Source organism: Streptomyces sp. MNU89, assembly GCF_020982505.1.
Classification (GTDB): Bacteria; Actinomycetota; Actinomycetes; order Streptomycetales; family Streptomycetaceae; genus Streptomyces; species Streptomyces xinghaiensis.
This window is the reverse complement of record NZ_JAJKLL010000001.1, coordinates 3911997-3937434: the sequence shown is the minus strand read 5'-3', so window position 1 is coordinate 3937434 and position 25438 is coordinate 3911997. Positions and strand designations below refer to the sequence as shown.

Annotated in this window: 20 protein-coding genes; 5 read left to right on the top strand and 15 right to left on the bottom strand. The window is 73.7% G+C overall.

Translation table 11 applies throughout. The annotated features are described in order from the left end of the window. Nucleotides 1-37 precede the first annotated feature (37 nt). Entirely contained in the window at nt 38-535 is a 498-nt protein-coding gene (locus E4N63_RS16965; RefSeq protein ID WP_228429591.1) for a GbsR/MarR family transcriptional regulator, read from the bottom strand. A gap of 209 nt (nt 536-744) precedes the next feature. Between E4N63_RS16965 and E4N63_RS16960 the strand changes: the two genes are divergently transcribed. Continuing rightward, the gene (locus E4N63_RS16960) at nt 745-1728 is read left to right on the top strand and encodes an ABC transporter ATP-binding protein (RefSeq protein ID WP_125625751.1); all 984 of its coding nucleotides are present in this window, start codon (nt 745-747) and stop codon (nt 1726-1728) included. Further along, nucleotides 1725-3392 carry an ABC transporter permease gene (locus E4N63_RS16955; protein WP_125625752.1) on the top strand — a complete coding sequence of 556 codons (1668 nt, stop codon included), beginning with the start codon at nt 1725-1727 and terminating at the stop codon, nt 3390-3392. The genes E4N63_RS16960 and E4N63_RS16955 overlap by 4 nt, the downstream gene beginning before the upstream one ends. 358 nt (nt 3393-3750) lie before the next feature. On the opposite strand, the gene E4N63_RS16950 is transcribed toward E4N63_RS16955, so the two are convergent. Both E4N63_RS16950 and E4N63_RS16945 read right to left on the bottom strand, forming a co-directional pair. Beyond that, nucleotides 3751-4389, bottom strand: coding sequence for a response regulator transcription factor (locus E4N63_RS16950; RefSeq protein WP_050930661.1), 639 nt, complete (start codon nt 4387-4389; stop codon nt 3751-3753). Nucleotides 4390-4406: 17 nt separating this feature from the next. Further along, complete coding sequence (locus tag E4N63_RS16945) at nt 4407-6116, bottom strand: sensor histidine kinase (RefSeq protein WP_230241079.1); 1710 nt, start codon at nt 6114-6116, stop codon at nt 4407-4409. Nucleotides 6117-6552: 436 nt separating this feature from the next. Between E4N63_RS16945 and E4N63_RS16940 the strand changes: the two genes are divergently transcribed. After that, entirely contained in the window at nt 6553-7290 is a 738-nt protein-coding gene (locus E4N63_RS16940) for a dienelactone hydrolase family protein (RefSeq protein WP_125625754.1), read from the top strand. 363 nt (nt 7291-7653) lie between these two features. On the opposite strand, the gene E4N63_RS16935 is transcribed toward E4N63_RS16940, so the two are convergent. The 10 genes from E4N63_RS16935 to E4N63_RS16890 form a co-directional block, all read right to left on the bottom strand. Next, the gene (locus E4N63_RS16935; protein WP_230242519.1) at nt 7654-8565 is read right to left on the bottom strand and encodes an alpha/beta hydrolase; all 912 of its coding nucleotides are present in this window, start codon (nt 8563-8565) and stop codon (nt 7654-7656) included. Nucleotides 8566-8807: 242 nt separating this feature from the next. Continuing rightward, nucleotides 8808-10469 (bottom strand): aminotransferase class V-fold PLP-dependent enzyme, encoded by a 1662-nt coding sequence (locus E4N63_RS16930; RefSeq protein WP_230241078.1) that lies wholly within the window; start codon nt 10467-10469, stop codon nt 8808-8810. Further along, complete coding sequence (locus E4N63_RS16925) at nt 10462-11304, bottom strand: tryptophan 2,3-dioxygenase family protein (protein WP_125625755.1); 843 nt, start codon at nt 11302-11304, stop codon at nt 10462-10464. The genes E4N63_RS16930 and E4N63_RS16925 overlap by 8 nt, the downstream gene beginning before the upstream one ends. Before the next feature lie 261 nt (nt 11305-11565). Beyond that, nucleotides 11566-11979, bottom strand: coding sequence for a DUF3151 domain-containing protein (locus tag E4N63_RS16920; protein WP_019707210.1), 414 nt, complete (start codon nt 11977-11979; stop codon nt 11566-11568). 214 nt (nt 11980-12193) lie between these two features. Continuing rightward, the gene (fbaA, locus tag E4N63_RS16915) at nt 12194-13216 is read right to left on the bottom strand and encodes a class II fructose-bisphosphate aldolase (protein WP_019707211.1); all 1023 of its coding nucleotides are present in this window, start codon (nt 13214-13216) and stop codon (nt 12194-12196) included. Between the two features lie 356 nt (nt 13217-13572). Further along, nucleotides 13573-14109 carry an orotate phosphoribosyltransferase gene (pyrE, locus tag E4N63_RS16910; RefSeq protein ID WP_043463775.1) on the bottom strand — a complete coding sequence of 179 codons (537 nt, stop codon included), beginning with the start codon at nt 14107-14109 and terminating at the stop codon, nt 13573-13575. 130 nt (nt 14110-14239) lie between these two features. Next, a complete protein-coding gene (locus tag E4N63_RS16905) occupies nt 14240-15028 on the bottom strand; it encodes an aldose 1-epimerase (protein WP_267133808.1) in 789 nt (262 codons plus the stop codon). A 168-nt stretch (nt 15029-15196) separates the two neighbouring features. After that, nucleotides 15197-16426 carry an SRPBCC family protein gene (locus E4N63_RS16900; protein ID WP_230241077.1) on the bottom strand — a complete coding sequence of 410 codons (1230 nt, stop codon included), beginning with the start codon at nt 16424-16426 and terminating at the stop codon, nt 15197-15199. Nucleotides 16427-16609: 183 nt separating this feature from the next. Beyond that, nucleotides 16610-18247 (bottom strand): polyamine aminopropyltransferase, encoded by a 1638-nt coding sequence (locus tag E4N63_RS16895; protein ID WP_230241076.1) that lies wholly within the window; start codon nt 18245-18247, stop codon nt 16610-16612. Nucleotides 18248-18323: 76 nt separating this feature from the next. Further along, nucleotides 18324-18842: a DUF2617 family protein gene (locus E4N63_RS16890; protein WP_125626723.1), complete on the bottom strand. Its 519-nt coding sequence runs from the start codon at nt 18840-18842 to the stop codon at nt 18324-18326. Between the two features lie 888 nt (nt 18843-19730). Here E4N63_RS16890 and E4N63_RS16885 point away from each other — a divergent pair. After that, nucleotides 19731-20903, top strand: coding sequence for a pyridoxal phosphate-dependent aminotransferase (locus E4N63_RS16885; RefSeq protein ID WP_230241075.1), 1173 nt, complete (start codon nt 19731-19733; stop codon nt 20901-20903). Between the two features lie 139 nt (nt 20904-21042). On the opposite strand, the gene E4N63_RS16880 is transcribed toward E4N63_RS16885, so the two are convergent. Further along, nucleotides 21043-21588 carry a YbjN domain-containing protein gene (locus tag E4N63_RS16880; protein ID WP_227959052.1) on the bottom strand — a complete coding sequence of 182 codons (546 nt, stop codon included), beginning with the start codon at nt 21586-21588 and terminating at the stop codon, nt 21043-21045. Between the two features lie 239 nt (nt 21589-21827). Further along, the gene (locus E4N63_RS16875; protein WP_125624726.1) at nt 21828-24560 is read right to left on the bottom strand and encodes an ATP-dependent Clp protease ATP-binding subunit; all 2733 of its coding nucleotides are present in this window, start codon (nt 24558-24560) and stop codon (nt 21828-21830) included. A 283-nt stretch (nt 24561-24843) separates the two neighbouring features. On the opposite strand from E4N63_RS16875, the gene E4N63_RS16870 reads away from it, so the two are divergent. Continuing rightward, on the top strand, nt 24844-25416 hold the full coding sequence (locus E4N63_RS16870) for a Uma2 family endonuclease (protein ID WP_125624737.1): 573 nt from the start codon (nt 24844-24846) through the stop codon (nt 25414-25416). Nucleotides 25417-25438 lie beyond the last annotated feature (22 nt).

Sequence of the window (25438 nt, the reverse complement as noted above, 5' to 3'; positions counted from 1 at the left end):
CCCCGCCCTCGGGAGCGCCCGGCCCGGCGACACCGCGTCAGCCGGCTCCGCCCTCCCTGCGCCGCTGGTCCCGGTGTTCGATCCAGCGGTCCAGCATCGAGGTCATCTCCCGGCGGAGGAACGCGAAGAAGTCCAGCGTCTCCTCCAGCCGGCGCCCCGCCGCGCTGTCGGTGCCGAGCGCTTCGACGCCCGTGCGCAGGGTGTTCTCCCAGCGGAGGAGGACTTCGTTCCGGCGGCTGAAGGAGAGGTACCACTGGTCGTCGTGGAGCCGGTAGCGCTCGCGCCGGGAACCCGGTTCGCGTTCCCGGCTGATGAGGCTGACCTGGGAGAGGTACCGGATCGCGCCGGAGATCGCGGCCGGGCTGACCTGCAGCTGCTCCCCCAGTTCGGCGGCGGTGAGCTGGCCCTTCTCGGAGGCCATCAGCGCCGCGAAGACCCGGGCCGGCATCCGCGGGACCCCGGCCTCGACGAGTTCCGAGGCGAAGCGCTCCACGAAGCGGGAGAGCCCTTCCGGATCCGGGTCCGTCCGCCGCAGCGGCTGCGGCTGCGGCTGCGGCTGAGCCTGCGCCCGGGTCTCCGGCTTCGCCTCCGGCTCCGGCTGCGTCTCCGGCTGCTGCGGCCACCCGGTCGGCTCGTCGATCACGTCCGCTCCATCTCCCTTGATCAGCATCCTGGGCGGTGAGGGCCGAGTTTATATGCTTCCTTAACTTCACAAGTTTGTGAAGTGCGCGTAGGTTCAGAACCATGACGAAGGCAATCTCCGTAGCCGGCCTCCACAAGTCGTTCGGCCGGACCCACGCGCTCGACGGCCTCGACCTGGCCGTCGAGACCGGCGAGGTGCACGGCTTCCTCGGCCCCAACGGCGCCGGCAAGTCCACCGCGATCCGCGTCCTCCTCGGTCTGCTCCGCGCCGACAGCGGCGCCGCGCAGCTGCTCGGGAAGGATCCCTGGCACCACGCCGTCGAACTGCACCGCCGGCTCGCCTACGTCCCGGGGGACGTCGAACTGTGGCCCAACCTCACCGGCGGCGAGGCCATCGACCTGCTCGCCCGGCTCCGCGGCGGCCTCGACAAGAAGCGCCGGGACGAACTCATCGAGCGCTTCGACCTCGACCCGACCAAGAAGGGCCGGGCCTACTCCAAGGGCAACCGGCAGAAGGTCGCGATCGTCGCCGCGCTCGCCTCGGACGCCGAACTGCTGCTGCTCGACGAGCCCACCGCCGGACTCGACCCGCTGATGGAAGTGGTCTTCCAGGACGTGATCTTCCAGGCGAAGGCCGCGGGCAAGACCGTGCTGCTCTCCAGCCACATCCTGGCCCAGGTCGAAAAGCTGTGCGACCGCGTGAGCATCATCCGGAAGGGCCGGACCGTCCAGTCCGGCACGCTCAGCGAGATGCGCCACCTCACGCGGACGACCGTGGAGGCCGAGACCGAACGGCCCGTCACCGGCCTCGCCGAACTGCCCGGAATCCACACGCCGGTGATCGACGGCACCCGGGTCCGCTTCGCCGTCGACGGCACCCACCTCGACGGCGCCATCCGCAAGCTGAGCGAGTTCGGCATCCACATCCTCACCAGCCACCCGCCGACCCTCGAGGAGCTGATGCTGCGCCACTACGGCGACGAGCTCGCCGCCAACGGCCACTCCAACGGCCACTCCAACGGCGACCTCAACGGCACCGGCAGCACCAGCGGCACCGGCACCGCCGGCGACGGAGGCGTCCGATGACCGGCGCCACCGCCACCGCCGCACCGCGGACCCCGTCACCGCCGCCGCCCGCCACCGCGCGGTCCGCCGCCCTGGCCGGCACCGGCGTCCTCCTCCGCTTCGGGCTGCGCCGGGACCGGATCCGGATCCCCGTGTGGCTGCTCTCGCTGACGCTCGGAACCATGCTCACGGCGAACAGCCTGAGCAGTCTCTACACCACCGAGGCCGAGCGCGCCTCGACCGCCGAGACCATGGGCAGCCCCGCGGCCCTCGCCACCTCGGGCCCGCGCCACTACCTCACCGACTACACCTTCGGCTCGATGATGGGCCACCAGATGCTCGGCTTCACGGCCGTCCTGGTCGGCATCATGAGCGTGCTCATCGTCTCCCGGCACACCCGGGCGGAGGAGGAGACCGGACGCGCCGAGCTGGTCCGCTCCACGGTGGTCGGCCGCCATGCCCAGCTGGCCGCCGCGCTGGGCGTCGCAGTCGTCGCCAACGTCGCCCTGGCCCTGCTGCTCGCCGCCGGGCTGGCCGTCATGGGCATCGAGTCCATCGGCTGGGGCGGCTCGCTCCTCTACGGCTTCGCGCACGCCGCGGCCGGGATCGTCTTCGCCGCGGTGGCCGCCGTCACCGTCCAGATCACCGCGCACGCGCGGGGCGCCTCCGGCATGGCACTCGCCGTGATCGGTCTCGCCTACGCCCTGCGCGCCACCGGCGACGTCGGCACCGAGGCGCTGGCGTGGCTGTCGCCGATCGGCTGGGTCCAGCGCACCTACGTCTACGTCGACGACCGCTGGTGGCCGGTCCTGCTGGCGCTCGCCTTCGCCGCGCTCGTCGCCGCCGTGGCGTTCCCGCTGAGCACCAGGCGGGACGTGGGCGCGGGGCTGCGGCCCACCCGGCTCGGCCGCCCGGCGGCCTCCGACCTGCTGACCCGGCCCGTGGGCTTCGCGCTCCGGCTGCACCGCGGGATGCTGATCGGCTTCGGCGCCGGCGTCTTCGCGCTGGGCGTGATGTACGGATCGATCCTCGGGGACGCCGAGGACATGCTCAAGGACCTGGAGGAGATCCAGGAGGCCATCGAGGCGCTGGGCGGGGCGACGATCACCGAGTCCTTCGCCTCGATCATCGCGCTCATCCTGGCCATCGTCGCCTCCATCTACGTGGTGATGGCCGCCCTGCGGCCGCGCGCCGAGGAGAGCGGGGGCCGCGCGGAACCCCTGCTCGCCACGGGGCTGTCGCGGACCCGCTGGGTGCTGAGCCACGTCACCGTGGCCGCCGTCGGCGGTGTGCTGCTGCTGGCCGTGGCCGGTTTCGGCTTCGGGATCGCGGGGGCGGCGGCGACCGGGGACAACGACCTGGTGGGGAAGCTGACGTGGGCCTCGATCGCCTACGCGCCGGCCCTCTGGTTCACCATCGGTTTCGCGGTCGCGCTCTTCGGCTGGGTGCCGCGGTACGGCACGCTGGCCTGGCTGATCCCGGTGTACTCGTTCGTCGTCGGCTACCTGGGGCAGATGCTCCAGTTCGCCGACTGGCTGAACAACCTCTCGCCGTTCGGCCATGTGCCGCAGCTCCCCGCCGCCGACCTGGAGTGGGCGCCGCTGCTGGTCCTGACCGCGCTCGCGGCGGGGCTGGTGTGGCTGGGGCTCCTGGGCTTCCGGCGGCGGGACCTGGAGACCAAGTAGGCGATATCTCCGCTCCTTGAGACGACGGCCCCGGCGGCTTCCCGCGCCGGGGCCGTTGCCGGGGCCGGTGCCGTTGCCGGTGTATGAGGACCGTCGCGGGGCGGTGATCTCGCGGGCGCCCGGTGACGATTTATCCTGGTTTGCCCTTGAGTGTTCGCGCCGTGCTCCGCAGCGAGAACAGGGCCGAGCTCTCGCCGGGATTCGCTGTCCACAGCCTGTGGACAGATTCCCCGGCTGCCGCGCACAGAACATCGGAAGTCGGTGCATAGCGGGGCGGCGAGGTGTCGGTGGCCGCCGCCCGTGCCGCCTGCGCCCTTTCCCTTTCACACCGGCGACGGTGATGGCGACCCGCCCCGGCTCACATGCTGCCGCCCGGGGTGACCAGGCCGATCTCGTACGCGAAAACGGCGGCCTGGGTGCGGTCCCGCAGGCCGAGTTTGACGAGGACACGGCTCACATGGGTCTTCACCGTCGCCTCCGAGACGGTCAGCCGCACCGCGATCTCCCCGTTGGAGAGGCCCTGCGCGATGAGGGCCAGCACCTCCGTCTCGCGCTCGGTGAGATCCCGGATGCGGTCCATGCGCGGGGCGCGGGGGGCGCCGAGACGGGTGAACTCGGCGAGCAGCCGCTTGGTGACGGTCGGCGCCAGCAGCGCCTCGCCCGCCGCCACGATCCGTACGGCGTCGGCGAGTTGGCGGGCCGAGGCGTCCTTGAGAAGGAAGCCGCTGGCCCCGGCGCGCAGCGCCTCGTAGACGTACTCGTCGAGGTCGAAGGTGGTGAGGATGAGCACGCGCGGGTGACCGCCCTCCTCGCGCTCGGCCGCGATCCGCCGAGTGGCCTCCAGACCGTTGGTGCCGGGCATCCGGACGTCCATCAGCACCACGTCGGGCCGCAGCCGCGCCGCCCGCACGGCCGCCTGCTCACCGTCCACCGCCTCACCGACCACCTCGATCCCGGGCTGGGCGCCGAGGAGCACGGAGAAGCCCTCGCGGACCATCGCCTGGTCGTCCGCGATCAGGACGCGGATGGGGGCGACGGAGTCGCGGGCGGGAACGGGGTGCTGTGCTCCGGGCCGGAGCCGGGGGTGGGGTGGCGTCGGCGTCGTTCACGAGCGCTCCCCGAACGGCCGGTTCCGCGGTCGGCGCTGTCCGGGTTTTCCGGGCTCTCCGAGCGCTCCGAGCGCTCCGAGCGCTCCGAGCTGTCCTCCCGGCTCTCCCGGCTCCCGGCCCGGTCGCCGGGGCCGGCGCTCTCGGAGCGGTCGGCGGTGTCCGCACTCGCGGTGGACGTCCGCCCCCGCGCCCGCCCCACCACGTCGGTCTTGGTCAGGCCCACCGGACCGTCCGGGCGCCGCGGCTCCGGCTCCCGCTCCCGCACCTGCCCCGGCCGGTCCTCCCCCGGGCTCGCGCCGCGCCGCCCGACGGGCGCCTCGCGCTCCTCGTCCTCGACCGGCCCGGCGGGCAGGAAGGCGGCGACCTCGTAGCCGCCCTCGGCGGTCGGTTCGGCCGTCAGTTCGCCGCCCAGCATCACGGCCCGCTCCCGCATCCCCGTCACCCCGTGGCCCATCCCGGGCGAGGGGGACACCGGTCCGGTCGGCGCCGTGTTGACGATGCGCAGCCCGAGGCCGGTCAGGACGTACGCCACCTCGACCCGCACCCGGGAACCCGGCGCGTGCCGCAGCGCGTTGCTCAGCGCCTCCTGGACGATCCGGTACGCGGACAGCTCCACGCCCTGCGGCAGCGGCCGCTCCGCACCCGTGCGGGCGATCTCCACGTCCAGACCCACCTCCCGTACGCCCTGGACGAGTTCGTCGAGGCGGGACAGGTCCGGCTGCGGCGCGTCCGGTACGCCCAGGGAGCCGGCCTCCTCGAACCGCAGCACGCCCAGCACCCGGCGCAGTTCGGACAGGGCTTCGACGGCGCTCTCCCGGATGGTGCCGAAGCTGCGGGTCAGCTCCTCCGGGGCGTCGTCGACGCGGTACGGGGCCGCCTCGGCCTGGATCGCGATCACCGACATGTGGTGGGCCACCACGTCGTGGAGTTCGCGGGCGATCCGGGCCCGCTCCTCCAGCGCGGTGTGCTTGCCGCGCACGTCCGCGACCAGCGTCTCCTGCTCCTCGACCCGGTTCCGCGCCAGCCACCAGCCGCGCATCGCGACCACCGTGCCGAGAACGCAGGCGGAGAAGATGGCCACCGGGAAGACCACATAGGCGTTCGCGGGGTGGAACACGAGGGCGGCCAAGCTCACGGACAGCACGCCGATGGCCCACATCTCCAGGGCCACCCGGGGCCGGGATCGCGTCGCGACCACGACCATCACGCCCAGAAGCGCCAGGACCCCCGGACCCTGCCAGCTGGACGTCACCGTCATGAAGAGGAAGACACCGAGCGACACCCACCAGGCCCCCAGCGGCCGGAACAGAGCGAGCACCAGCGGCACGGTCTGCGCCAGCCCGAGGATCAGCACCAGGAATGCGGGCCGGCCCCAGGGGGCCGCGGCCACGTCCAGCAACAGCAGGAAGACCGCCATGAACCCGGTGAACGCGTGCGCCAGCCAGCGGCCGCCCAGCCACGTCAGCCGCGGGCGCCGCCGCAGCCGCGCCTCACTGGCCGGGGGGAGGGGCCGGAACTTCCAGATGTCCTGGAGGAGGTCCTCCCGCAGGTTGCCCCAGACCGTCCGGGCTATCCGTGACTCGGTCCAGGCCGGCGTCGGCGTCGTCTCGTTCATACGGTGAACGCTACGCACGCGGGCCGTCCGCGTCGTCACCGTGAATGCGGACTTCCCGGCATACGACTTGAGGATGACCCGCGGTCCGGAGCGTCATCCCTGCTCATGGCCGGTTCACGCGGTCCGGGGCGCCGGGCTCGCACCACACCCTTTCGCGGCGCGCGTTGGCCCCGCGTCCCCGCGCCCGAGGAGCCGGGAGGGCAACCCGGGCGGGCCGCCGGGGAGGCACCACGTGGCCGCCCCGGCGGCACCCGGCTCGCGCCGGACGGCGGGTGTGACGAGTACGGGGTTTGACCGAGGTACGCGCCAAAGGGGTAACGCGATGATCTTGAAGCCATGAGTGCTCGGCCCCGTATTTCAGAGGGACACGCGCACTGTTCTGCCGGCGGCAGAACACCGGCCGGACCGGGCTCGACGATCACTACAGTCCGGTCTCATGACGACGATCACGACGCGCACGGTCGAGTACCCGGCGGACGGTTTGGCGATGATCGGGCACCTCGCGCTCCCGGCCGGTGTCGACCGCCGGCCCGCGGTGCTGCTCGGACCAGAGGGCATGGGGCTCAGCGACGTCGAGCGCCGCCGGGCCGATGCTCTCGCCGAGCTGGGATACGTAGCGCTGGCCTTCGACCTTCACGGCGGGCGCTATGTGGGCGACCCCGAGGAGATGCTGGCCCGTTGCCTGCCGCTGCTCGCTGATCCCGGCCGGATGCGGGGCATCGGCCATGCGGCGCTCGACGTGCTGCGCACCGAACCGCGGACCGACCCCGACCGGATCGCCGCCGTCGGCTACGGCACCGGGGGCGCCATCGCGCTGGAACTCGGGCGAGCCGGCGTCAACCTGCGCGCGATCGGGACAGTCAACGCGACTACCACGGGCCGACCGGGCGAGGCAGCGCGCATTCGCTGCCCGGTGTGGGCCGGCGTCGGGTCGGAAGACCCGATCATGCCGCCCGCGCAATGGAACGCGTTCACCGCCGAGATGCAGGCCGCGGGCGTCGACTGGCGCCTCGCGGTCTACGGCGGCGCCTTGCACGCCTTCCACCACCCGCCGGTCGACCACCCCACGGTCCCCGGCGTCGGCTACCACCCACAGCACGCACAGCGAGCCTGGCGCGACGTCGTCGACCTGCTCGCCGAGTGCCTGCCCGTGACGGAAGATCTGCGGGCATGACCCAGGCAAACAGCCTGGCGCCAGGCCTGGTCCGCGTCGGGCACTCACAGTCCCCTCCCCTCAAGTCCGCACAGTGGAACCACATTCGGGCGGATGCTCGACCGCGGAGACGCGTTCGCAACTGCCGCAGTAAATACCGGATTTACTGCGACGGAGCCCCTGCCGTGATCCTCGCGACCTGCGGCGGTCCGTTCCGGCCGCCGGGGCGAGGCATACGCATTCACTGCGGCTTCATTGTGCTGACCACTGCAAAGCCATATCAAGATCAACTCATTGCCTCTTTGGCGCGCACTCGGCTGGACCCCGGTACCGGCTCCGGACGGCGGTGTGACGAGTCCCCCGGGTGGCGCCGGACCGCCCGTCTCACCCGGGGGAGGGCTCCGGTGGGAGGCCCCGCAGCGCGTCCAGCAGCTCGCGGAAGGCGTCGGTGCCCGGCGTGAGCGGTGCGTAGTGCCCGCCGCCGGGGCGCTCCCGGAGCTCCACCCGCGCACCGGCCCGGCGCATGACGTCGGCGTACTCGCGGGAGAGGGCGAGGGGGACGTCCGGGTCGGCGGTGCCGTGCAGGATCGTCACCGGGACCACCGGGGGAGGCAGCAGCAACGGGTCGGCCAGCGGCAGGAGTTCCGCCACGGCACCGGGGCCGCCGAGCAGCCCGGCGACCGCTCCCCGGCTCAGGTCCCGCTCATGGGCCCGCCCCAGCGCGGCGACCGGCGAGACGGCCACGACACGGTCCGGGGCGTCCGGGGCTCCGTACGTCCCGGCTCCGCCCGCGGATCCCTCAGCCGTGCGCATGGAGGCCGCCCAGAGGGCGAGGTGCCCGCCGGCGGAGTGCCCGAGCAGGACGGGACGCCCGCGGCCGTCCCGTCCGGCGGCCGGAACGCCGGGGCGCCCCGCGCTCTCCGCGGCGGCTCCCCCGGCGCGGCCGGAGCGCTCCGGGCCGGCGCGCGGGGCGCCGTCGGGCCCGCCGTCCCGGGGGTCCTGCCCGCCCCATGCCGTGGCGACGATCCGGGAGACGTCCTCGAAGGTGGCGGGCCAGCCGCCGCCGCCCCCGACCCGGCGGTACTCGGCCAGCGCCACCGCGAAGCCCTCCCGGGCCAGCGCGGCGGCGAGCGGCGACAGATGCGTGCGGTCGTACGCCTCGCGCCAGAAGCCGCCGTGCAGGATCGTCACCCGGAGTCCGGGGGCGCCGTCCGGCAGGTGGTAGTCGATCAGCTGGGACGGGTGCGGGCCGTAGCGCACGGTGCGGTGCGGCGCCCGGGGCGCCAGGCCGAGCAGCGCGGCCTCCTCCGCCTCGGCGGCGGCACGGACGGCCTCGGCGCCGGCACCGACGGCCGCGTCGGCGGTGTGACCGGTGGCCTCGGCTCCCTCGTCGGCCCGGACGGCTTCCGCGGTACGGCCGGCCATGGCGGCCCGGACGGCGTCCGCGGATTCTCCGGGGGAGCGGCCGGCCGGGCCGTCGCCGGGGGCCGCCCCGGCGGGCACCCGGGGGCGCCCGCCGGAGCCGCTGTCCGGTGCGGTCATGCCCCGGAGCCGGTGCCCGGGCCGCCCGGGGTGGTCTGCGAACCACCCGGGGTGGTGTGCGAGCCGTCCGCGACGGTGTCCCGAGCGCCCGGGCCGTCGGCGCCGGGACGGCCGCCCCCGGTGCCCGACGCGCCGGGAGGGCCGCCCCCCGGGTGCCGTTCGGCGAGGACGTCCGCCAGGACCCGCGCCGCCCGTTCCGCGTCGGCGTAGCCCACGTAGAGCGGGGTGAAGCCGAAGCGGAGGACGTCCGGGCGGCGGAAGTCGCCGACGACCCCGCGCGCGATGAGCTCCCGCATGACCTCCTCCGCGTCCTCGCAGCGCAGCGCGACCTGGCTGCCCCGCTCGGCGTGCGCGGCGGGCGTCACGCACTCCACCCGCCCGCGTGGCACGTACGCGGCCACGCAGTCCAGGAAGAAGTCCGTGAGCGCCAGGCTCTTGGCCCGTACGTCCTCCACCGCGACCCCGTCCCACACCTCCAGCGCCGCTTCCAGCGCCAGCATCGACAGGATGTCCGGGGTTCCGACGCGGCCGCGCACGGCGCCGTCGGCGGGCGCGTAGGAGGGCGCCATCCCGAACGGGTCGGCGTGTGAGTTCCAGCCCGGCAGCGGGGAGTCGAAGCGGGACTGGAGCTCCCGCCGCACGTACAGGAAGGCCGGTGAACCGGGCCCGCCGTTGAGGTACTTGTACGTGCAGCCGACGGCCAGGTCCACGCCGTGCGCGTCGAGGCCGACGGGCAGGGCGCCCGCGCTGTGGCAGAGGTCCCACACCACCAGGGCGCCCGCCGCGTGCACGGCCGCGGTCGTGCCGGGCAGGTCGTGCAGCCGCCCGGTGCGGTAGTCGACGTGGTTGACCAGCGCCACGGCCGTGCGCGGCCCGCAGGCCGCGCCGATCTCCCCGGCGGGCACGGCGCGGATGCGGCAGCCGGTCATGCGCGCGGCAGACTCGGCGATGTAGCCGTCGGTGGGGAAGGTCTCCGCGTCGACGAGGATCTCGTCGCGCGGCGGCCCGGAGCCCTCACCGCCGGCCACGGCCCCGGCCCCGGCCGGCTGCGGCAGCGAACCGGCCCGCGCCAGCGGACCGTCGGCGGCCGGCGCGGACGGCAGACCGGCCTGCCCGTCCGCGGAGCCCGCCCCGCCCGGGGCACCGGCCGTGCCCGCCGCGCCGGAGCCGCCGAGGGTGCCCGGGGCGCCCTCCTGCGCGATCCGCACAGCCGCGACCAGGGCCTTGTAGAGGTTGACGCTGGTGGAGTCGCCGACCACGATCTGGCCGGGCGCGGCGCCGACGAGCGGGGCGATCCGGTCGCCGATCCGCTCGGGCGCCTGCCACCAGCCGCCCTCCGTCCAGGAGCGGATGCGCAGCCGTCCCCATTCGTGTTCGACGACTTCGGCGATACGGGCGGGCACACCGGCGGGCAGCGCACCGAGGGAGTTGCCGTCGAGGTAGACGGCGGCGTCCCCGTCGGAGGGCCGCTCCAGCAGGAAGCGGTCGCGGAGCCCGGCCAGCGGGTCTCCGGCGTCGAGCCGCGCGGCCCGCTCGGCGAACCCGCCCCGCGGCCCGGGGGCTTCAGGACTTCCGGGGCTCAGGGGGCTCGCGGCCCCGGCGGCGCCCGCCGCCCGGTGATCGGTGGTCTCGGACATGGCTTCCGTGGTTTCAGACATGGCTGCGGGCGGTCCACAGCTCGGGGAAGACGTTCCTCCGGGCCCGCTTCTCCAGCCAGGAGACGCCCGGGGAGCCGCCGGTGCCGGTCTTGGCGCCCATCGCCCGCCGGGTCGCCACCAGATGGTCGTTCTTCCAGCGCCACACCAGCTCGGCGACCTCGGTCAGCGCCTCGCCCAGCCGCACCAGTTCGTCCTGCTGGGAGCCTGCGTAGATCCGCGCCCAGACCTCCTCGACGGCCGGGTGGGCGTCATAGCGCAGCGTGAGGTCGCGTTCGAGGACCTCGGCGGGGACGGCGTGGCCGCGCCGGGCGAGCAGCCGCAGCACCTCGTCGTAGAGGCCGGGCTCGCCGAGCGCCTTCTCCAGCTCGGCGTGGACGCGGGGCGCGCCCCGGTGCGGCACGAGCATGGACGCCGACTTGTCGCCGAGCAGGAACTCCATCCGCCGGTACATCGCGGACTGGAAGCCGGATCCCTCGCCGAGCGCGCCCCGGTAGGCGTTGAACTGGGCGGGGGTGAGGTGCGCGAGCGGCTCCCAGGAGGCGTTGAGGGCGCGCAGCTCGTACTCGGACCGCTTGAGCGCCGCCATGGCAGCCGTCAGGTCGTCCCGGCGGAGGGCCTGCGCGGCCGTCTCCCACTCGTGGACGATCACGGTGAACCACAGCTCCATGACCTGGGTGGTCACCAGGAAGACCATCTCGCCCGGGTCGTCGGAGAGCGGGTGCTGCAGATGGGTGAGGACGTCCGCCTTGACGTAGTCCTCGTAGGGGGTGGTGCCCTGGAAGTCGAGGTTCGGGGTCTCCGGACCGGCTTCGGGCAGGTCGTGCTGTGCCGACATCGCTGTCTCCTCGTACTGCGTGCTCCCGGGTAGCGGTCCGCCCCTTCCTCTCGGCATCGGAGCCCCGGTCCCCTCTCGGGTCCGCCCGCACGGTCGGCGCGGAGCGGAACCCTCCGCGCATCATCCGTGGACTGGGGGCGCGACGGCAAGGGCCGGCCGTGTGACCACGGCCGGCCCGGGGGACGGAGGGTACGCGGCCCGCGCGGGGCCGCCGGGGCCGGACGCGGCCCCGGCCGGGCCGGTGCGGCCCGGTCCTGCTCGTCAGCCGAGAGTCTCGGCGGCGGTCGGGGAGGACTCACGCAGGAAGGTGCTGCACCGCTCGTACTCCTCCTGCTCGCCGATCGCCTGGGCGGCGCGGGCGAGGGCGTGCAGGGAACGCAGGAAGCCCCTGTTCGGCTCGTGCTCGAACGGGACCGGCCCGTGGCCCTTCCAGCCGTTGCGGCGCAGGGAGTCCAGTCCCCGGTGGTAGCCGGTACGGGCGTAGGCGTACGACTCGACGACGCGGCCGTTCTCGTACGCCTCGTCGGCGAGCTGGGCCCAGGCCAGCGAGGAGGACGGGTACTTCGCGGCGACCTCGGCGGGGGCCGAGCCGGAGGCGAGCAGTTCGCGGGGCTCCGGGTCGTCGGGCAGGCGGGTCGGGGGCGGTCCCCCGAGCAGGTTCTCGTGTGTGGCCATGGGCCCAGTCTGCCTGCCGGACGCGCGGAACGGACGGGCGCGGTGGTGTGCGTCCCGTGGTGCGCTCTCCACCGCGGAAGCTCCGGCACGCACGGAAGCCCGGTGGCCGTGACCTGGACGGTCGCGGCCACCGGGCTCCGGCGCGCTCCGCACCGCGGCGGTGCTGCTGCGGTGGTGCAGTGGCGCGATGGTGCTGTTGCGGTGGTGCCGGGGGTTACTTCAGCTTGGTGCCGGTGGAGCGGAGGTTGGAGCAGGCCTGCGCGACGCGCTGCGCCATGCCCTCCTCGGCCTTCTTGCCCCAGCTGCGCGGGTCGTAGGTCTTCTTGTCGCCGACCTCGCCGTCGACCTTCAGCACACCGTCGTAGTTGCGGAACATGTGGTCCGCGACGGGGCGGGTGAAGGCGTACTGGGTGTCGGTGTCGAGGTTCATCTTGACGACGCCGTTCTCCAGCGCGGTCAGGATCTCCTGCTCGGTGGAGCCGGAGCCGCCGTGGAAGACGAAGTCGAACGGGTCGGCCTTGCCGGCCTTCGCGGCCACACCGTCCTGGAGCTGGCGCAGCAGGTCGGGGCGGAGGACGACGTTGCCCGGCTTGTAGACGCCGTGCACGTTGCCGAAGGAGGCGGCCAGCAGGTAGCGGCCGTTCTCGCCGAAGCCGAGCGCGTCGGCGGTCCGCTCCACGTCGGAGACGGTGGTGTAGAGCTCGTCGTTGATCTCGTGCGAGACGCCGTCCTCCTCGCCGCCGGTCGGGGTGATCTCGACCTCGAGGATGATCTTGGCCTTGACGGCCTCGGCGAGCAGCTCGCGCGCGATGGCGAGGTTGTCGTCCAGGATCTCGGCGGAGCCGTCCCACATGTGGGACTGGAAGAGCGGGTTGCGGCCGGCGGCGACGCGCTCCTGCGAGACCTTGAGCAGCGGCCGTACGTAGCCGTCGAGCTTGCCCTTGGGGCAGTGGTCGGTGTGGAGGGCGATGTTGACCGGGTACTTCTCGGCGACGATGTGCGCGAACTCGGCCAGCGCGACCGCGCCGGTGACCATGTCCTTGCTGTACTGGCCCCCGAGGAACTCGGCACCGCCGGTGGAGATCTGGACGATGCCGTCGCTCTCGGCCTCGGCGAAACCACGGAGCGCCGCGTGCAGGGTCTGGGACGAGGTCACGTTGATGGCGGGGTAGGCGAACTTGCCGGCCTTCGCCCGGTCGAGCATCTCGTTGTAGACCTCGGGGGTTGCGATAGGCATCTGTCGGCTCCTTGTGAATGTGCCGGTTATTCGAGTAGGCCCTGACCGTGGGGCGACATCATCGTCTGGGGTCATCCTCCCAGATACGGCGTTCCGCTCCACACCACCCAAGCGGACGAACCGGACACGGGCGGTGCGGGTTTCACGTGAAACCCCTCTTCCCCCGGTGAACTCCCGTTCGTGCAGCGCATTTTCGTCCCTCCGCCCCCGGCCCGGAAGGGCCGAACGGGCCGGGGAGGGGATCGGACGGGCCGGACAGGGGCGGGACGGGGCGGCGCGGCCCACCGGCCGGCCGGAAGGGGCCATCGGCCTGCCCCCGCCGGCCCGGTCGGCCCGGCAGCCCCACCGGCAGGGGCTCAGAGGCCGAGGTCGTCCAGTCCGTATGCCTGGTAGTACGGCAGTCCGGCCTCCGCGATCGCGCCCGCCGCGCCGCGCTCCACGATCACCGCTACCGCCACCACCTCGGCCCCCGCCTCGCGCGCCGCCTCGACGGCCGTGAGCGGGGACCCGCCGGTGGTGGAGGTGTCCTCGACGATCAGCACCCGGCGGCCCTTGATGTCCGGGCCCTCGATGCGCCGCTGCAGCCCGTGGGCCTTGTTCGCCTTCCGCACGACGAAGGCGTCGAGCCGGCGGCCGCGCGCCGCCGCCGCGTGCATCATCGACGTCGCCACCGGGTCGGCGCCCAGCGTCAGCCCGCCCACCGCGTCGTAGTCCAGATCGGCGGTGAGGTCCAGCATCACCTGCCCGGCGAGCGGGGCGGCCTCGCCGTCCAGGGTGATCCGGCGGAGGTCGATGTAGAAGTCGGCCTCCAGGCCCGAGGAGAGGGTCACCTTGCCGTGCACCACGGCCTTGTCCTTGATCTGCCGCAGCAGGGCTTCACGCGCGTCGGTCATGGCCACGAGCCTATCCGGGGCCCCGGTACCCGCCCCGGGCAGCGGCGGTGCCGGCCGCCGGGGCCGGAGCCGGAGCCGCCCGGTCCGGCTGCCCCGGGCCGGTTGCGCGCCGCCGCCGTCCGGAGCCGGCTCAGAGCCGGCGCCATCGCCAGGTGGTGGAGATCTCCAGCGGGTCGATCGGGGTCACCAGGCGCGGGGCCGTGTTGAGGCCGTTGGGCGGACCCGACTGCGGCTCGACGCACACGGCCTCGTCCTGCTCGTCGTAGACCACGACCCACTCGGCCCGGCTGGTGATCCTCAGCTCCAGCCGCTCCGGCCAGGTGAGGGTGACGTCCACGCCGTCGGGCATGCCGAAGCAGTCGTCCCAGGGCCCGGGGCGCGGGTCGGTCCGGCGGCCGGTCGGGAGGTGGTCCTCGCCGCGCTCCTCCTGCCAGGCGGCGTCGAAGGAGATCCGCACGCCCTCGTCCGCGCCGTTTCCGCCACCGGCGAGGTGGCGGAGAAACCAGGGGTGCCACCCGGCCTGCGCCGGAAAGGAGTTGCCGTAGGTCTCGACGCCCATCTTCAGCGTCAGCGCGTCGTCGGCGAGCTCCACGAGCTGGGTGACGCGGCCGGTGTACGGCCAGGGGTCGCCCAGGTCGTAGGTGAAGACGGCCGCCGTGCCGTCCGCGCGGACGGTCCGCCACACCTGGTCGCGGCCGGTGCCGTGGATGGCGTGGGGCGGGGAGTTGAGCGGGAGTTCGTGCCGCTCGGCGCCGTCGCGGAACACGCCGTTCGCGGTCCGGCCGCACCACGGCACCATGGGGAAGGAACCGTATCGGGGGCCCTGTCTCAGCAGTTCGGTGCCGTCGATCCGCAGCGAACCGAGCCGGCAGCCCAGCTCGGGCCGTACGGTCACCTCGGCGTTGCCCGCCGCCAGCAGGACTCCGGCCTCCGGGGCCGCTTCGGTCGTCTCGTGAGTGCTCACACACCGACCCTATGCGAGTCCGGGCCCGCCCCGCGGCCCCGCCTTTTCCGCCACGCGCGCACCCACGGACGCGGGTTGACGCCCCCGCCCCCGCGACCGGGGCAGCGGATCCCCGCCGGAGCCTCAGCGCCTGCGGCGGAGGACGCGGTTGAGGATCACCGCCGAGGCGACCACGGCGGCGGCCACCGGGGCCGCCCAGCGCAGGGTCTCACCGGCCGAGGCGGGCTGGGGCGCCGGTACGGGGGCGTAGCGGCCCCGGGGCGGCGCGTGGTCCACCTCCTCGGCGCTGCGGCCGATCATGGTGCGGCGGGCGTGGGCCGCTTCGGCGGGCGGGGTGTCGCCGTCCGGTTCTGCGAGGTCGTCGGCGAGCGGATCGAGGGAGGAGGGCGGGACGTCGGTCTCGAAGACGGACGCCGCCTCGGGGGCGGTGCCGCCTCCCGCCTCGGCGGCGGCGCTCGCGGCCTCGGCCGTACCGGGCCGGGGCTCCTCGCCCTCGCCGCCGGCTCTCCCGGCTCCGGGCTTCCCGCCGGTGCCGGGCTTCGCGTCCGGCGCCCCGGCCGCGTCGGGGCCCGGCTCGGGCGAGGGGATGCCGGGGATGACGGGTTCGTTGTCGTCGGCCCGGCCGAGGCCGCCGGCCTCCCCGCCGCCGGCCGCTCCGGCCTCGTCCTCCGCTCCGGCCTCGTCCTCCGCGCCGCCGGAGCCGTCCGGGCCGTCGCCGCCGGCTTCCGGGCCGTCCGGGGCCGTGCCGTTGCCGCCGCTGCCACCGGTGCCGTGCGCGTCCTCCCGGCCCTGCTCCCCGGACCGCTTGCCGCCCGGGGCCTGCCCGCCGCCGTCACCACCGTGCTCGCCGCGCCCGGTCCTGCCGTCGCCGTTCTCGCCGGAGGCCGCGGGGGCCGAGGGGGGCGCCGGGCGGACCGGGGTCTCCTCCAGGTCGGCGGCGAGCGCCGCGGCGAACCGGTCGAGCAGGCGCCGCCCGGCGGACGCCGCCGCCTTGCCGTCCACCTCGGCGAGCCGCCCCCGGCTCCGTACGGTCCCGTCGCAGACCAGGGACGTACCGCCGTCGGCGGCGTTCAGCCGCAGGACGAGCGTGACTCCGGCGGAGCCGTCGCCACGCGCCTCCGATCCCTCCGCCTCGACGGCCAGCTCCCCGCCGTCCCGCTCGGTGACGCGGAGCGTGCCGTGGTAGGTGATGGTCGAGCCGCCGGCGCGGAGCCGCAGCCGGCCCGCCAGCGTGCCCGGACCCGAGCCGGCGTCCCACTGGAAACCGGGGACGCAGCGGGCGACGCGCTCCGGGTCCGCGAGCGCCTGCCGCACGGTCCCGGGCGGAAACGGAACGAACACCTCATGCTCCATGGGAGCCGAGCCTACCCAGCGGACGCGCTCCGGCACCCTTGTCCGCGCGAGTTCCGCGGGGCGCCCGGGTCCGCCGGGCGCGGCGCGCCCGTGCCCGGACCGCCCCGCCGGGCCCGTCGGCGGGCCCGGCCCCGCCCCGCGCGGGGCGAATCGTTCCGGCGGAACGGCGGGGAACGGAGGGCCTCAGTGCCGGGGGTGGGTCAGCGTGGACGCCCGCGCCCCCGGGACCCGCAACTCCTCGGCCGTGCGCACCGCGGAGCGCAGCGTGCCGGGGGTCAGCGTGAGCGGTACGGGCGCGTCGGGCGCCAGGCGCGGGCGCTCCGGTGCGCGGGCGGCGAGGAGGAAACCCCAGGTGCGCGGCGGGTGTTCGGCCGCCGCCGAGCGGTCCGGGCCGGCGGCGTAGGCCGACCGCCGGCCGCCGACCGCGTAGGGCGAGGTGCGCAGCCCGGCCGCCCGCAGGCTCGCGTCGACCGTCCAGTAGCTCCGGGGGTGGGTGTCCGGCGCGCCCGCGTGCACGGCCAGCCGTCCGCCCGGCGCGAGGGCGCGCTCCGCGAGCCCGTAGAACTCCTGGGAGTACAGCTTGGTGCTGGCCGTGATGCCGGGGTCGGGCAGGTCCGAGACGATCACGTCGTACGGGCCCGCGGCCGCCGCGCCCGTCCGCAGCCGGCCGAAGACGTCCCCGGTGACCGTCGTCACCCGCGGGTCGGCGAGGGAGCGCCCGTTCAGCCGGGAGAGCCCGGGATCGCTGCGCCCCAGCCGCAGCAGCCCGGGGTCGGGCGCGAGCACCGTGACCGAACGGACGTCCGGGTACCGCAGCACTTCGCGCAGGGCGAGGCCGTCCCCGCCGCCCAGCACGAGCACACGGGCGCGGGGGCCGGCCATGGCCGGGTGGACCAGGGCCTCGTGGTAGCGGCAGGCGTCGCGTCCGCTGAATCTCAGCCGGCCGTCGAGGAAGAGCGAGAGCGGGGCACCACCGCCGGCCCCGCCGGGACCCCCCGTGAGGACCACCTCCTGGTAGTCCGTTCGTATGGCGACCCGTACGTCCTCCCCGTAGACGGCCTGCCGCGCGGCCCGTTCGAAGGAGGGCACGAGGAACGTTCCGGCGGCCAGGACCGCGAGCACCGCGCCGTTCGCCGTGATCAGGACCCACCGGCCCCGGGCGGTCAGATCGCGGCCGAACAGCCACAGCACCAGCGCCCCGCCGGCCAGGGCGTTCACCGCCCCGGTCAGCAGGGCACCGCTCAACTGGCCCAGCACCGGCAGCAGAAGGAAGGGGAAGGCGAGCCCGCCGGCCAGCGCGCCGATGTAGTCGGCGGCGAAGAGGTCGGCGACGGCCCCGCCCGCGTCCTGCCGCCGGACGCGCTGGATGAGGGTCATCAGGAGGGGCACCTCGGCGCCGATCAGCACCCCGATGACGAGCGAGAAGCCGACCAGCACGGCATGGGAGCCGCCGAACCAGACGAAGGAGGCGTACAGCGCGATGGCCGAGCAGCCGCCGACCAGCGCGAGCACCGCCTCCACCAGTCCGAAGGCCACCGCGGCCCGGCACCGCAGCCGCTTGGCGAGCAGCGAGCCGGCGCCCATGGCGGAGACCATCACGGACAGCACGACGGACGCCTGGGTGACGGAGTCACCGAAGAGATACGAGGCCAGCGCCACCAGTTCGAGTTCGTACACCAGCCCGCAGGCGGCGCAGACGAAGACCGCGGCCAGCACCAGAAGTCGTCCCAGCCCGGCCGGTACGGGCAGCCGCACCGGGGTCTCCGGCTCGTCCGGCGCGACCGCGCGGGACAGGAGCCGTGGCTCAGGCGAATCGATCATGCGGGGAACGCTACGTGAGCCGCGTGAACGGCCCTGTCACCCACAAGGGTTGTCTCGAAGGGCGCCCGGGGGCGCACTACAGGGGGGCCATCGTCCGGGCGCCGACCTGGGTGCGCGTGGTGACGAGCGCCCCCTCCTGCGGATACGCGTGCCAGGTGCGCCACCGCACCCGGCCCTCGCACCGCTGGACCAGCATCGCCGTGAAGGCGTGCGGATCGCCGGGGAAGGTTCCGGCCAGGCCGTTGGGATGGTCGGCCACCAGGGCCAGCAGCTCCTGCGCCCGGCCGGCGAACGAACCGCGCGACAGCGTCTCGACGCGCGCCGCGAACTCGTACTCCCAGCCGCCGATGCTCTCGGCGGCTCCGAGGGGCAGCGGGGTGCTGCTGCCGGGTATGCAGGCGACCGTCTCGGAGCACTGGCTCTCCCCTTCCCTGAGGATCACTTGGTGGGAGGCCCCGAGCAGGCGCAACTGCACCTCCGCGGGGCCCAGCCGCAGATCGAGTACGGCCAGCGCGGGCAGTGGCTCCTTGCCGAGACACCAGGCGAGATCGGCTGCGCGGGTGTCGGAATAAGCGGTTTCGAGAGTGGTGAGCATGGGTCGGCTCCGCAAGCACGCAGTGGATGGTGGGCCGGCCCGCCTCGGAGGAGGACCCAAGAAAGATCACTCGCCGGCTCGTGCCCACGTGGGGTGTTCCGATGAATACGGAATCATGAAGTGCACGGTGCCCACAGCGTTTTTACCCATCTTCAACGGGTTTCCATGCCCCAGGGGGTTGTGCTGTTCACCAGTTCAAAAACCATGCGATAAAACGATGTTGGATACGGTCCACGGCATATGCGAGGTGGTATGGGCCGGACGCATGACCCGGCCGTGGCCGCGAAAGTGACGCCGACCGCCCCGTGCCGGTCGGCGTCACTCTCTCCCCCCGCACCCGGCGCGTGGCCGGGCGCCCCCGCGGTGCTCTCCCCGCGGTCAGCTGCCTCCGCCGCAGCCGCCTCCCCGCCGCAGGACGAGGAACCGCCCCCGCAGGACGAACCGCTGTCACCGGACGAACCACCGTCACCGGACGAACCGCTGTCGGCCGCCCACCAGGAGTTGCCGGAGCCGCCGGAGTCTCCCCGCCGCTCCGCCCCCGCGTCCGCTTGCGCTTCCGGTTGCGCCCGGACTGGCCCCGCGCCCCCGCGACCGCCGCCAGCACCACGGCGACCAGCACCCCGAACACCACGATTCCCATCACGCGACTCCCCTTCTCCTCCCCGAAGCGAGCCCCCCGCTCCGCGCTGTGCGGGGGAGATGCCCGTCGCGTCAGGAGGTGAAAGCAGAGTTGAGCAAATCCAGAGGTTCGGCGCCGGAGGACGCGCCCCGGCGCGGGCGCACGGGGTGAACGCCCCGCGGGACGAAGCCCCGTGGCAGCCCCCGGCGACGCCGGCCCGGCCGGCCGCACAGGTCCCACGCGCACGCGCCCGTGGGACCATGGGCCGCATGGGAAGACCACCGCTCAACCGCCGCCTGGCCGAGTTCGGGACGACGATCTTCGCCGAGATGTCGGCGCTGGCGCTCAGCACCGGCTCCATCAACCTCGGCCAGGGCTTCCCCGACACCGACGGCCCCGAGGAGATCCGCGAGGCGGCCGTCCGCGCGCTGCGGGAGGGGAAGGGCAACCAGTACCCGCCGGGCCCCGGCATCCCCGAGCTGCGGACCGCCGTGGCCGATCACCAGCGCGAGCGCTACGGGCTCTCCTGGGACCCGGACCGCGAGGTGCTCGTCACCGCCGGAGCCACCGAGGCCATCGCCGCCGCCCTCCTCGCGCTCCTCGAACCGGGGGACGAGGTGATCGCGCTGGAGCCGTACTACGACTCCTACGCCGCCTGCATCGCGATGGCCGGCGGCACCCGCGTCCCCGTCACCCTCCGCCCGGACGGCGGCGCGTACCGGCTCGACCTCGACGAGCTGCGCGCCGCCGTCACCGGCCGCACCCGGCTGCTGCTGCTCAACACCCCGCACAACCCGACCGGCACCGTCCTCGGCCGCGAGGAGCTGACCGCGATCGCCGAACTGGCCTGCGAGCGCGATCTGCTGGTCGTCACCGACGAGGTCTACGAACACCTGGTCTTCGACGGGGAGCACCTGCCGCTCGCCGCGTTCCCCGGGATGCGCGAGCGCACGGTCACCATCGGCTCGGCGGGGAAGACCTTCTCGTTCACCGGCTGGAAGGTCGGCTGGGTGACGGGCCCGCCGGAGCTGGTCACCGCCGTCCGCTCCGCCAAGCAGTACCTGACCTATGTCTCGGCGGGGCCCTTCCAGTACGCCGTGGCCGAGGCGCTGCGGCTGCCGCGGAGCCACTTCGACGGGCTGCGCGACGATCTGCGGGCCAAGCGCGACCTGCTCGGCGACGGCCTGGCGAAGGCGGGCTTCACCGTCTACCGGCCCGCGGGCACGTACTTCATCACCACCGACATCCGGCCGCTCGGCTTCGACGACGGCTTCGCCTTCTGCCGGGCGCTGCCGGAGCGCTGCGGAGTCGTGGCGATCCCCAACGCCGTCTTCTACGACCACCGCGAGGAGGGCGCGCCCTTCGTCCGCTTCGCGTTCTGCAAGCGGACCGAGGTCCTGGCGGATGCGGTCGAGCGGCTGGGGTGCCTGCGGGAGGGCTGAGACGGCGCGGGCCGCGTGCCGTGCGCCGGAGTGCGCGCCGCGCGAGGCTCGGGAACGCACGCGAGCCCGGCCGGAGGGCCGGGCTCGCGCGGTGCTGTGGTGCTGTGGAACTGCGGTGCCGTGGGGCGGCGAGGCGTGGTCAGGCCTGGCCGTCGTCCTTCTTGTCCTCCGGCTCGGCGGACTCGACCTCGGCCTCCAGGCCGAGCTGTTCGACGAGCCACTTGTCGAACTCGATCGAGGCGCGCACCCAGCTGACCGTGCTGGAGACGAAGTGCTCCAGGCTGACGCCGACGCCGATCAGCATCTGCGCCTCACCGATCAGACGGACGGTGCCGTCGTCATTGGTGTGGGTGTAGACCTTCGGCCACAGAGTGCGGCGGTTCCAGTCGTCGATCGCCTCCAGCAGCTGAGGCTTGGTGCCGATCTCGTGGGCCCGGTCGTAGAACGTCCGCACCGAGAAGACCTGCTGCTCCTCCTCGCCGCGGAACATGAAGTACGTGCGGAACTGCTCCCACGGCGCGGCGAGGTCGCCCTCGTCGTCGACTACGTACTTCAGCTCCATCTGTTCCAGAAGCTGCTTGACCAGGTCCTGATCGGGGACGACGGGACCGGGCGGCGGCCCCGACGGCTGCTGTTCGGGCTGCTGGCCCCCGAAATTCGGAATCGAGGACGGGTCGATGCTCACCGTGGATTTCCCTTCAGACGATTCCTGCCATCCTCCCCCACTGCGGGCGGGGGCTGGCAAGCCCGGGCCGCCGATCCGGCGCCCGGCGTGTCCGGCCGCGTGGCCCGCCCGCCCCCGCGCCCGCCTCCGGCGCGTGCGCGGGCTCGTCGCCCGGCCCTCCCGCGCCCGCCTCCGACGGGGCCCGGGAGGGCCGGGCGGAGGCGGGCTGAGGCGGGCGGCGGGCCGGGCGGGGCTCCGCGTCAGCCGTCCGTCCCGGTCCGGGCGGCCGCGCCGACGGTCAGGCCGCGGCCGTCCTCCGACACGTCGACCCGTACGGTGTCGCCGTCCCGGACGGTGCCGGAAAGGATCTCCCGGGCGAGCTGGTCGCCGATCGCCGTCTGGACCAGCCGGCGCAGCGGCCGCGCGCCGTACGACAGATCCGGCCCGGCCTCGGCGGCCCCGGCCCCCTCCGCACCGGCAACCTCGGCCTTCGGCTCGTGCCCCAGCCGGGACAGCCACTCCAGGGCGTCCTCGCTGACGTCCAGGGTGAGCCGGCGGTCGGTCAGCCGCTGCTGGAGGTGCTCGATCTGCAGCTGGGCGATCCGCTTGAGCTGCCCGGTGCCCAGTGCGTGGAAGACCACCAGGTCGTCCAGGCGGTTGAGGAACTCGGGCCGGAAGGAGGACCGCACGGTCTCCAGCACCCGCGCCTTCTTGTCCTCCTCGCTGATCGCCGGGTCGACCAGATAGTGCGAGCCGAGGTTGGAGGTGAGGACGAGGATGGTGTTGCGGAAGTCAACAGTCCGCCCCTGGCCGTCGGTGAGCCGTCCGTCGTCCAGCACCTGGAGCAGGATGTCGAAGACCTCGTGGTGGGCCTTCTCCACCTCGTCCAGCAGGATCACGCTGTACGGGCGGCGGCGCACCGCCTCCGTGAGCTGGCCGCCCTCCTCGTAGCCGACGTAGCCGGGGGGCGCCCCGACGAGCCGGGCCACCGAGTGCTTCTCGCTGTACTCGCTCATGTCGATGCGGACCATGGCGCGCTCGTCGTCGAAGAGGAAGTCCGCGAGCGTCTTGGCCAGTTCGGTCTTGCCGACACCGGTCGGGCCGAGGAAGAGGAACGAGCCGGTGGGCCGGTCCGGGTCGGAGATCCCGGCCCGCGTGCGGCGCACGGCGTCCGAGACCGCGCGGACCGCCTCCCGCTGCCCGATGAGACGCTTGCCGAGCTCGTCCTCCATCCGCAGCAGCTTCTGCGTCTCGCCCTCCAGCAGCCGGCCGGCGGGGATGCCGGTCCAGGCGGCGACGACGCCGGCGATGTCGTCCGGGCCGACCTCCTCGCCCACCATGCCGCCGCCCTGGAGGTCCTTCTGCGCGGCGGCGGCCTCCTCCAGCTCCTTGCGGGTCTGCGGGATGACCTCGGAGCGCAGCCGCCCGGGGGTGACCCAGTCACCGGTCTCGGGGGCCTTGCGCTCGGCCAGCTCCAGCTCCGTCTCCAGCTCGTCGAGGCGCTTCTTCAGCTCGCCGACCCGGGTGTGGATGGCCTTCTCGCTGTCCCAGCGGGCCCGCAGGGCGCGCAGCTTCTCCTCCTTCTCGGCGCGCTCCCTGCGCAGCTTCTCGAGCCGCTCCCGGGCATCGGGGGAGAGGTCCTTCTCGCGGTCCTGCTTCTTGAGGAACTTGCGCTTCTCGTCGCCCACTTCGGTGGCGAGCAGCGACTCCTCCTCCATCATCTGCCGGTCGACGGCGCGCTGGAGCTCGTCGATCTCGACGGGCGAGGAGTCGATCTCCATCTGGAGGCGGGACGCGGCCTCGTCGACGAGGTCGATGGCCTTGTCCGGGAGGAAGCGGGAGGTGATGTAGCGGTCGGAGAGAGTGGCGGCGGCCACCAGCGCGGAGTCCGCGATCTGCACGCCGTGGTGCGCCTCGTAGCGGCCCTTGAGGCCGCGGAGGATCGCGATGGAGTCCTGCACGCTGGGCTCGGCGACCAGCACCTGCTGGAAGCGGCGCTCCAGCGCCGGGTCCTTCTCGATCCGCTCGCGGTACTCGTCGAGGGTCGTGGCGCCGACCATGCGCAGCTCGCCGCGGGCCAGCATCGGCTTGAGCATATTGCCCGCGTCCATCGCCGAGTCGCCGCCGGCGCCCGCGCCGACGACGGTGTGCAGCTCGTCGATGAAGGTGATGATCCGGCCCTCGCTCTCCTTGATCTCGGAGAGCACGGTCTTCAGCCGCTCCTCGAACTCGCCGCGGTACTTGGCGCCGGCGAGCATCGCGCCGATGTCGAGCGCGACCAGGCGCTTGTCCTTGAGCGACTCGGGGACGTCGCCCTTGACGATGCGCTGGGCGAGCCCTTCGACGACGGCCGTCTTGCCGACGCCGGGCTCACCGATCAGGACCGGGTTGTTCTTCGTACGGCGGGAGAGCACCTGCACGACCCGGCGGATCTCGGCGTCACGGCCGATGACCGGGTCGAGCTTGCCCTCGCGGGCGATGGCGGTGAAGTCGGTACCGAACTTCTCCAGGGCCTTGTAGGTGCCCTCCGGGTCGGGCGTGGTCACGCGTCGTCCTCCGCGGTTGTTCTGGAAGGCGCCGAGCAGCTTCTCGGCGCTCGCGCCCTGCTGGTGGAGCAGCTCACCGGTGCGGCCGCCCTGGGCGGCGAGGCCGATCAGCAGATGCTCGGTGGAGATGTAGGCGTCGCCGAGCTCCTTCGCGCGCTGCGAGGCGTCGGCGGCGACCGCGAGCAGCTCGCGGTCCGGCTGCGGCGGGGCGACGGTGGAGCCCTGCACGGCGGGCAGCGCACCGAGCAGCCGCTCGGCCCCGGAGCGCAGGGCGGCCTGGTCGGCCTCGACGGCGGCCAGGAGGTCCTGGATGTTCTCGTTCTCCTGGCCTTCGAGCAGCGCGAGCAGCAGATGGACGGGGGTGATGTCCGGGTTGCCCGCCGACACGGCACGCCGGCCGGCCGCGCTGATCGCTTCCTGGCTCCTGTTGGTCAGCTCGGCATCCACGTGACCTCTGCTCCTCTCCTGCGGGTCCTGCTCTGGTTCACCTGAATTAAGTTGAGTCTACCCCACTCAAGGGTGGTGCGGGTGCGGCTTCCGGCCCGGATTGGCGGGGCGGCGGAGCACCTCGGCCCTCGTCAGCGGCTACCCGCTCCGCCCCACGATCGGGCGAACTCATCCGCTCTTCCGAACAACGGACCGCCACTGCCTCCTACGGTCGTCGCAACAAGACCGGTGCCACGAGCCGTGGCGCTGGTCATCGAGGAAAGGGAGGGGCAGCATGACGGTCATGGCATACGAGCCGACGCCCACGCAGGAAGAACTCCTCCTGGAGAGCTTTCTGGCCCTGGAGACCCCTGAGGGGGTCCGGGCCGAGCTCATCGACGGGGAGGTTGTTGTGACACCACCGCCGGACGGCGAACACGAGGACTACATCAGCACCATCACCAGGCAGGTGATGAGGCATGCGGCGAAGGACATGGACGTGTCGGGCAACAAGGGCCTGGTTCTGCCGCGCGGCGGACTGTGCCCCAAGAATTACGCGATCCCCGACGCGACCTTCGCCCCGCGAGACCTCCGGCTCTTCCGCGGCGCCGAACCCTGGATGCCCGCCGACGGCGTCGCCATGGTCGCCGAGGTGACCTCCGCCAAGCCGGACGGCGACCGCTTCGCCAAGCGGCACTGCTACGCCCGCGCCGGCATCCCCCTCTACCTCCTGATCGACCGGGAGAAGGGCACGGTCACGCTCTTCGAGGAACCGGAAGAAACCGACTACGCCGAGTCGCACTCCGCGTCCTTCGGCAAGCCCATGCCACTGCCCGAGCCGTTCGGCTTCGACCTGGACACCTCCGAGTTCGCCTGAGGCGAACTCTCGTCTTCCGGGG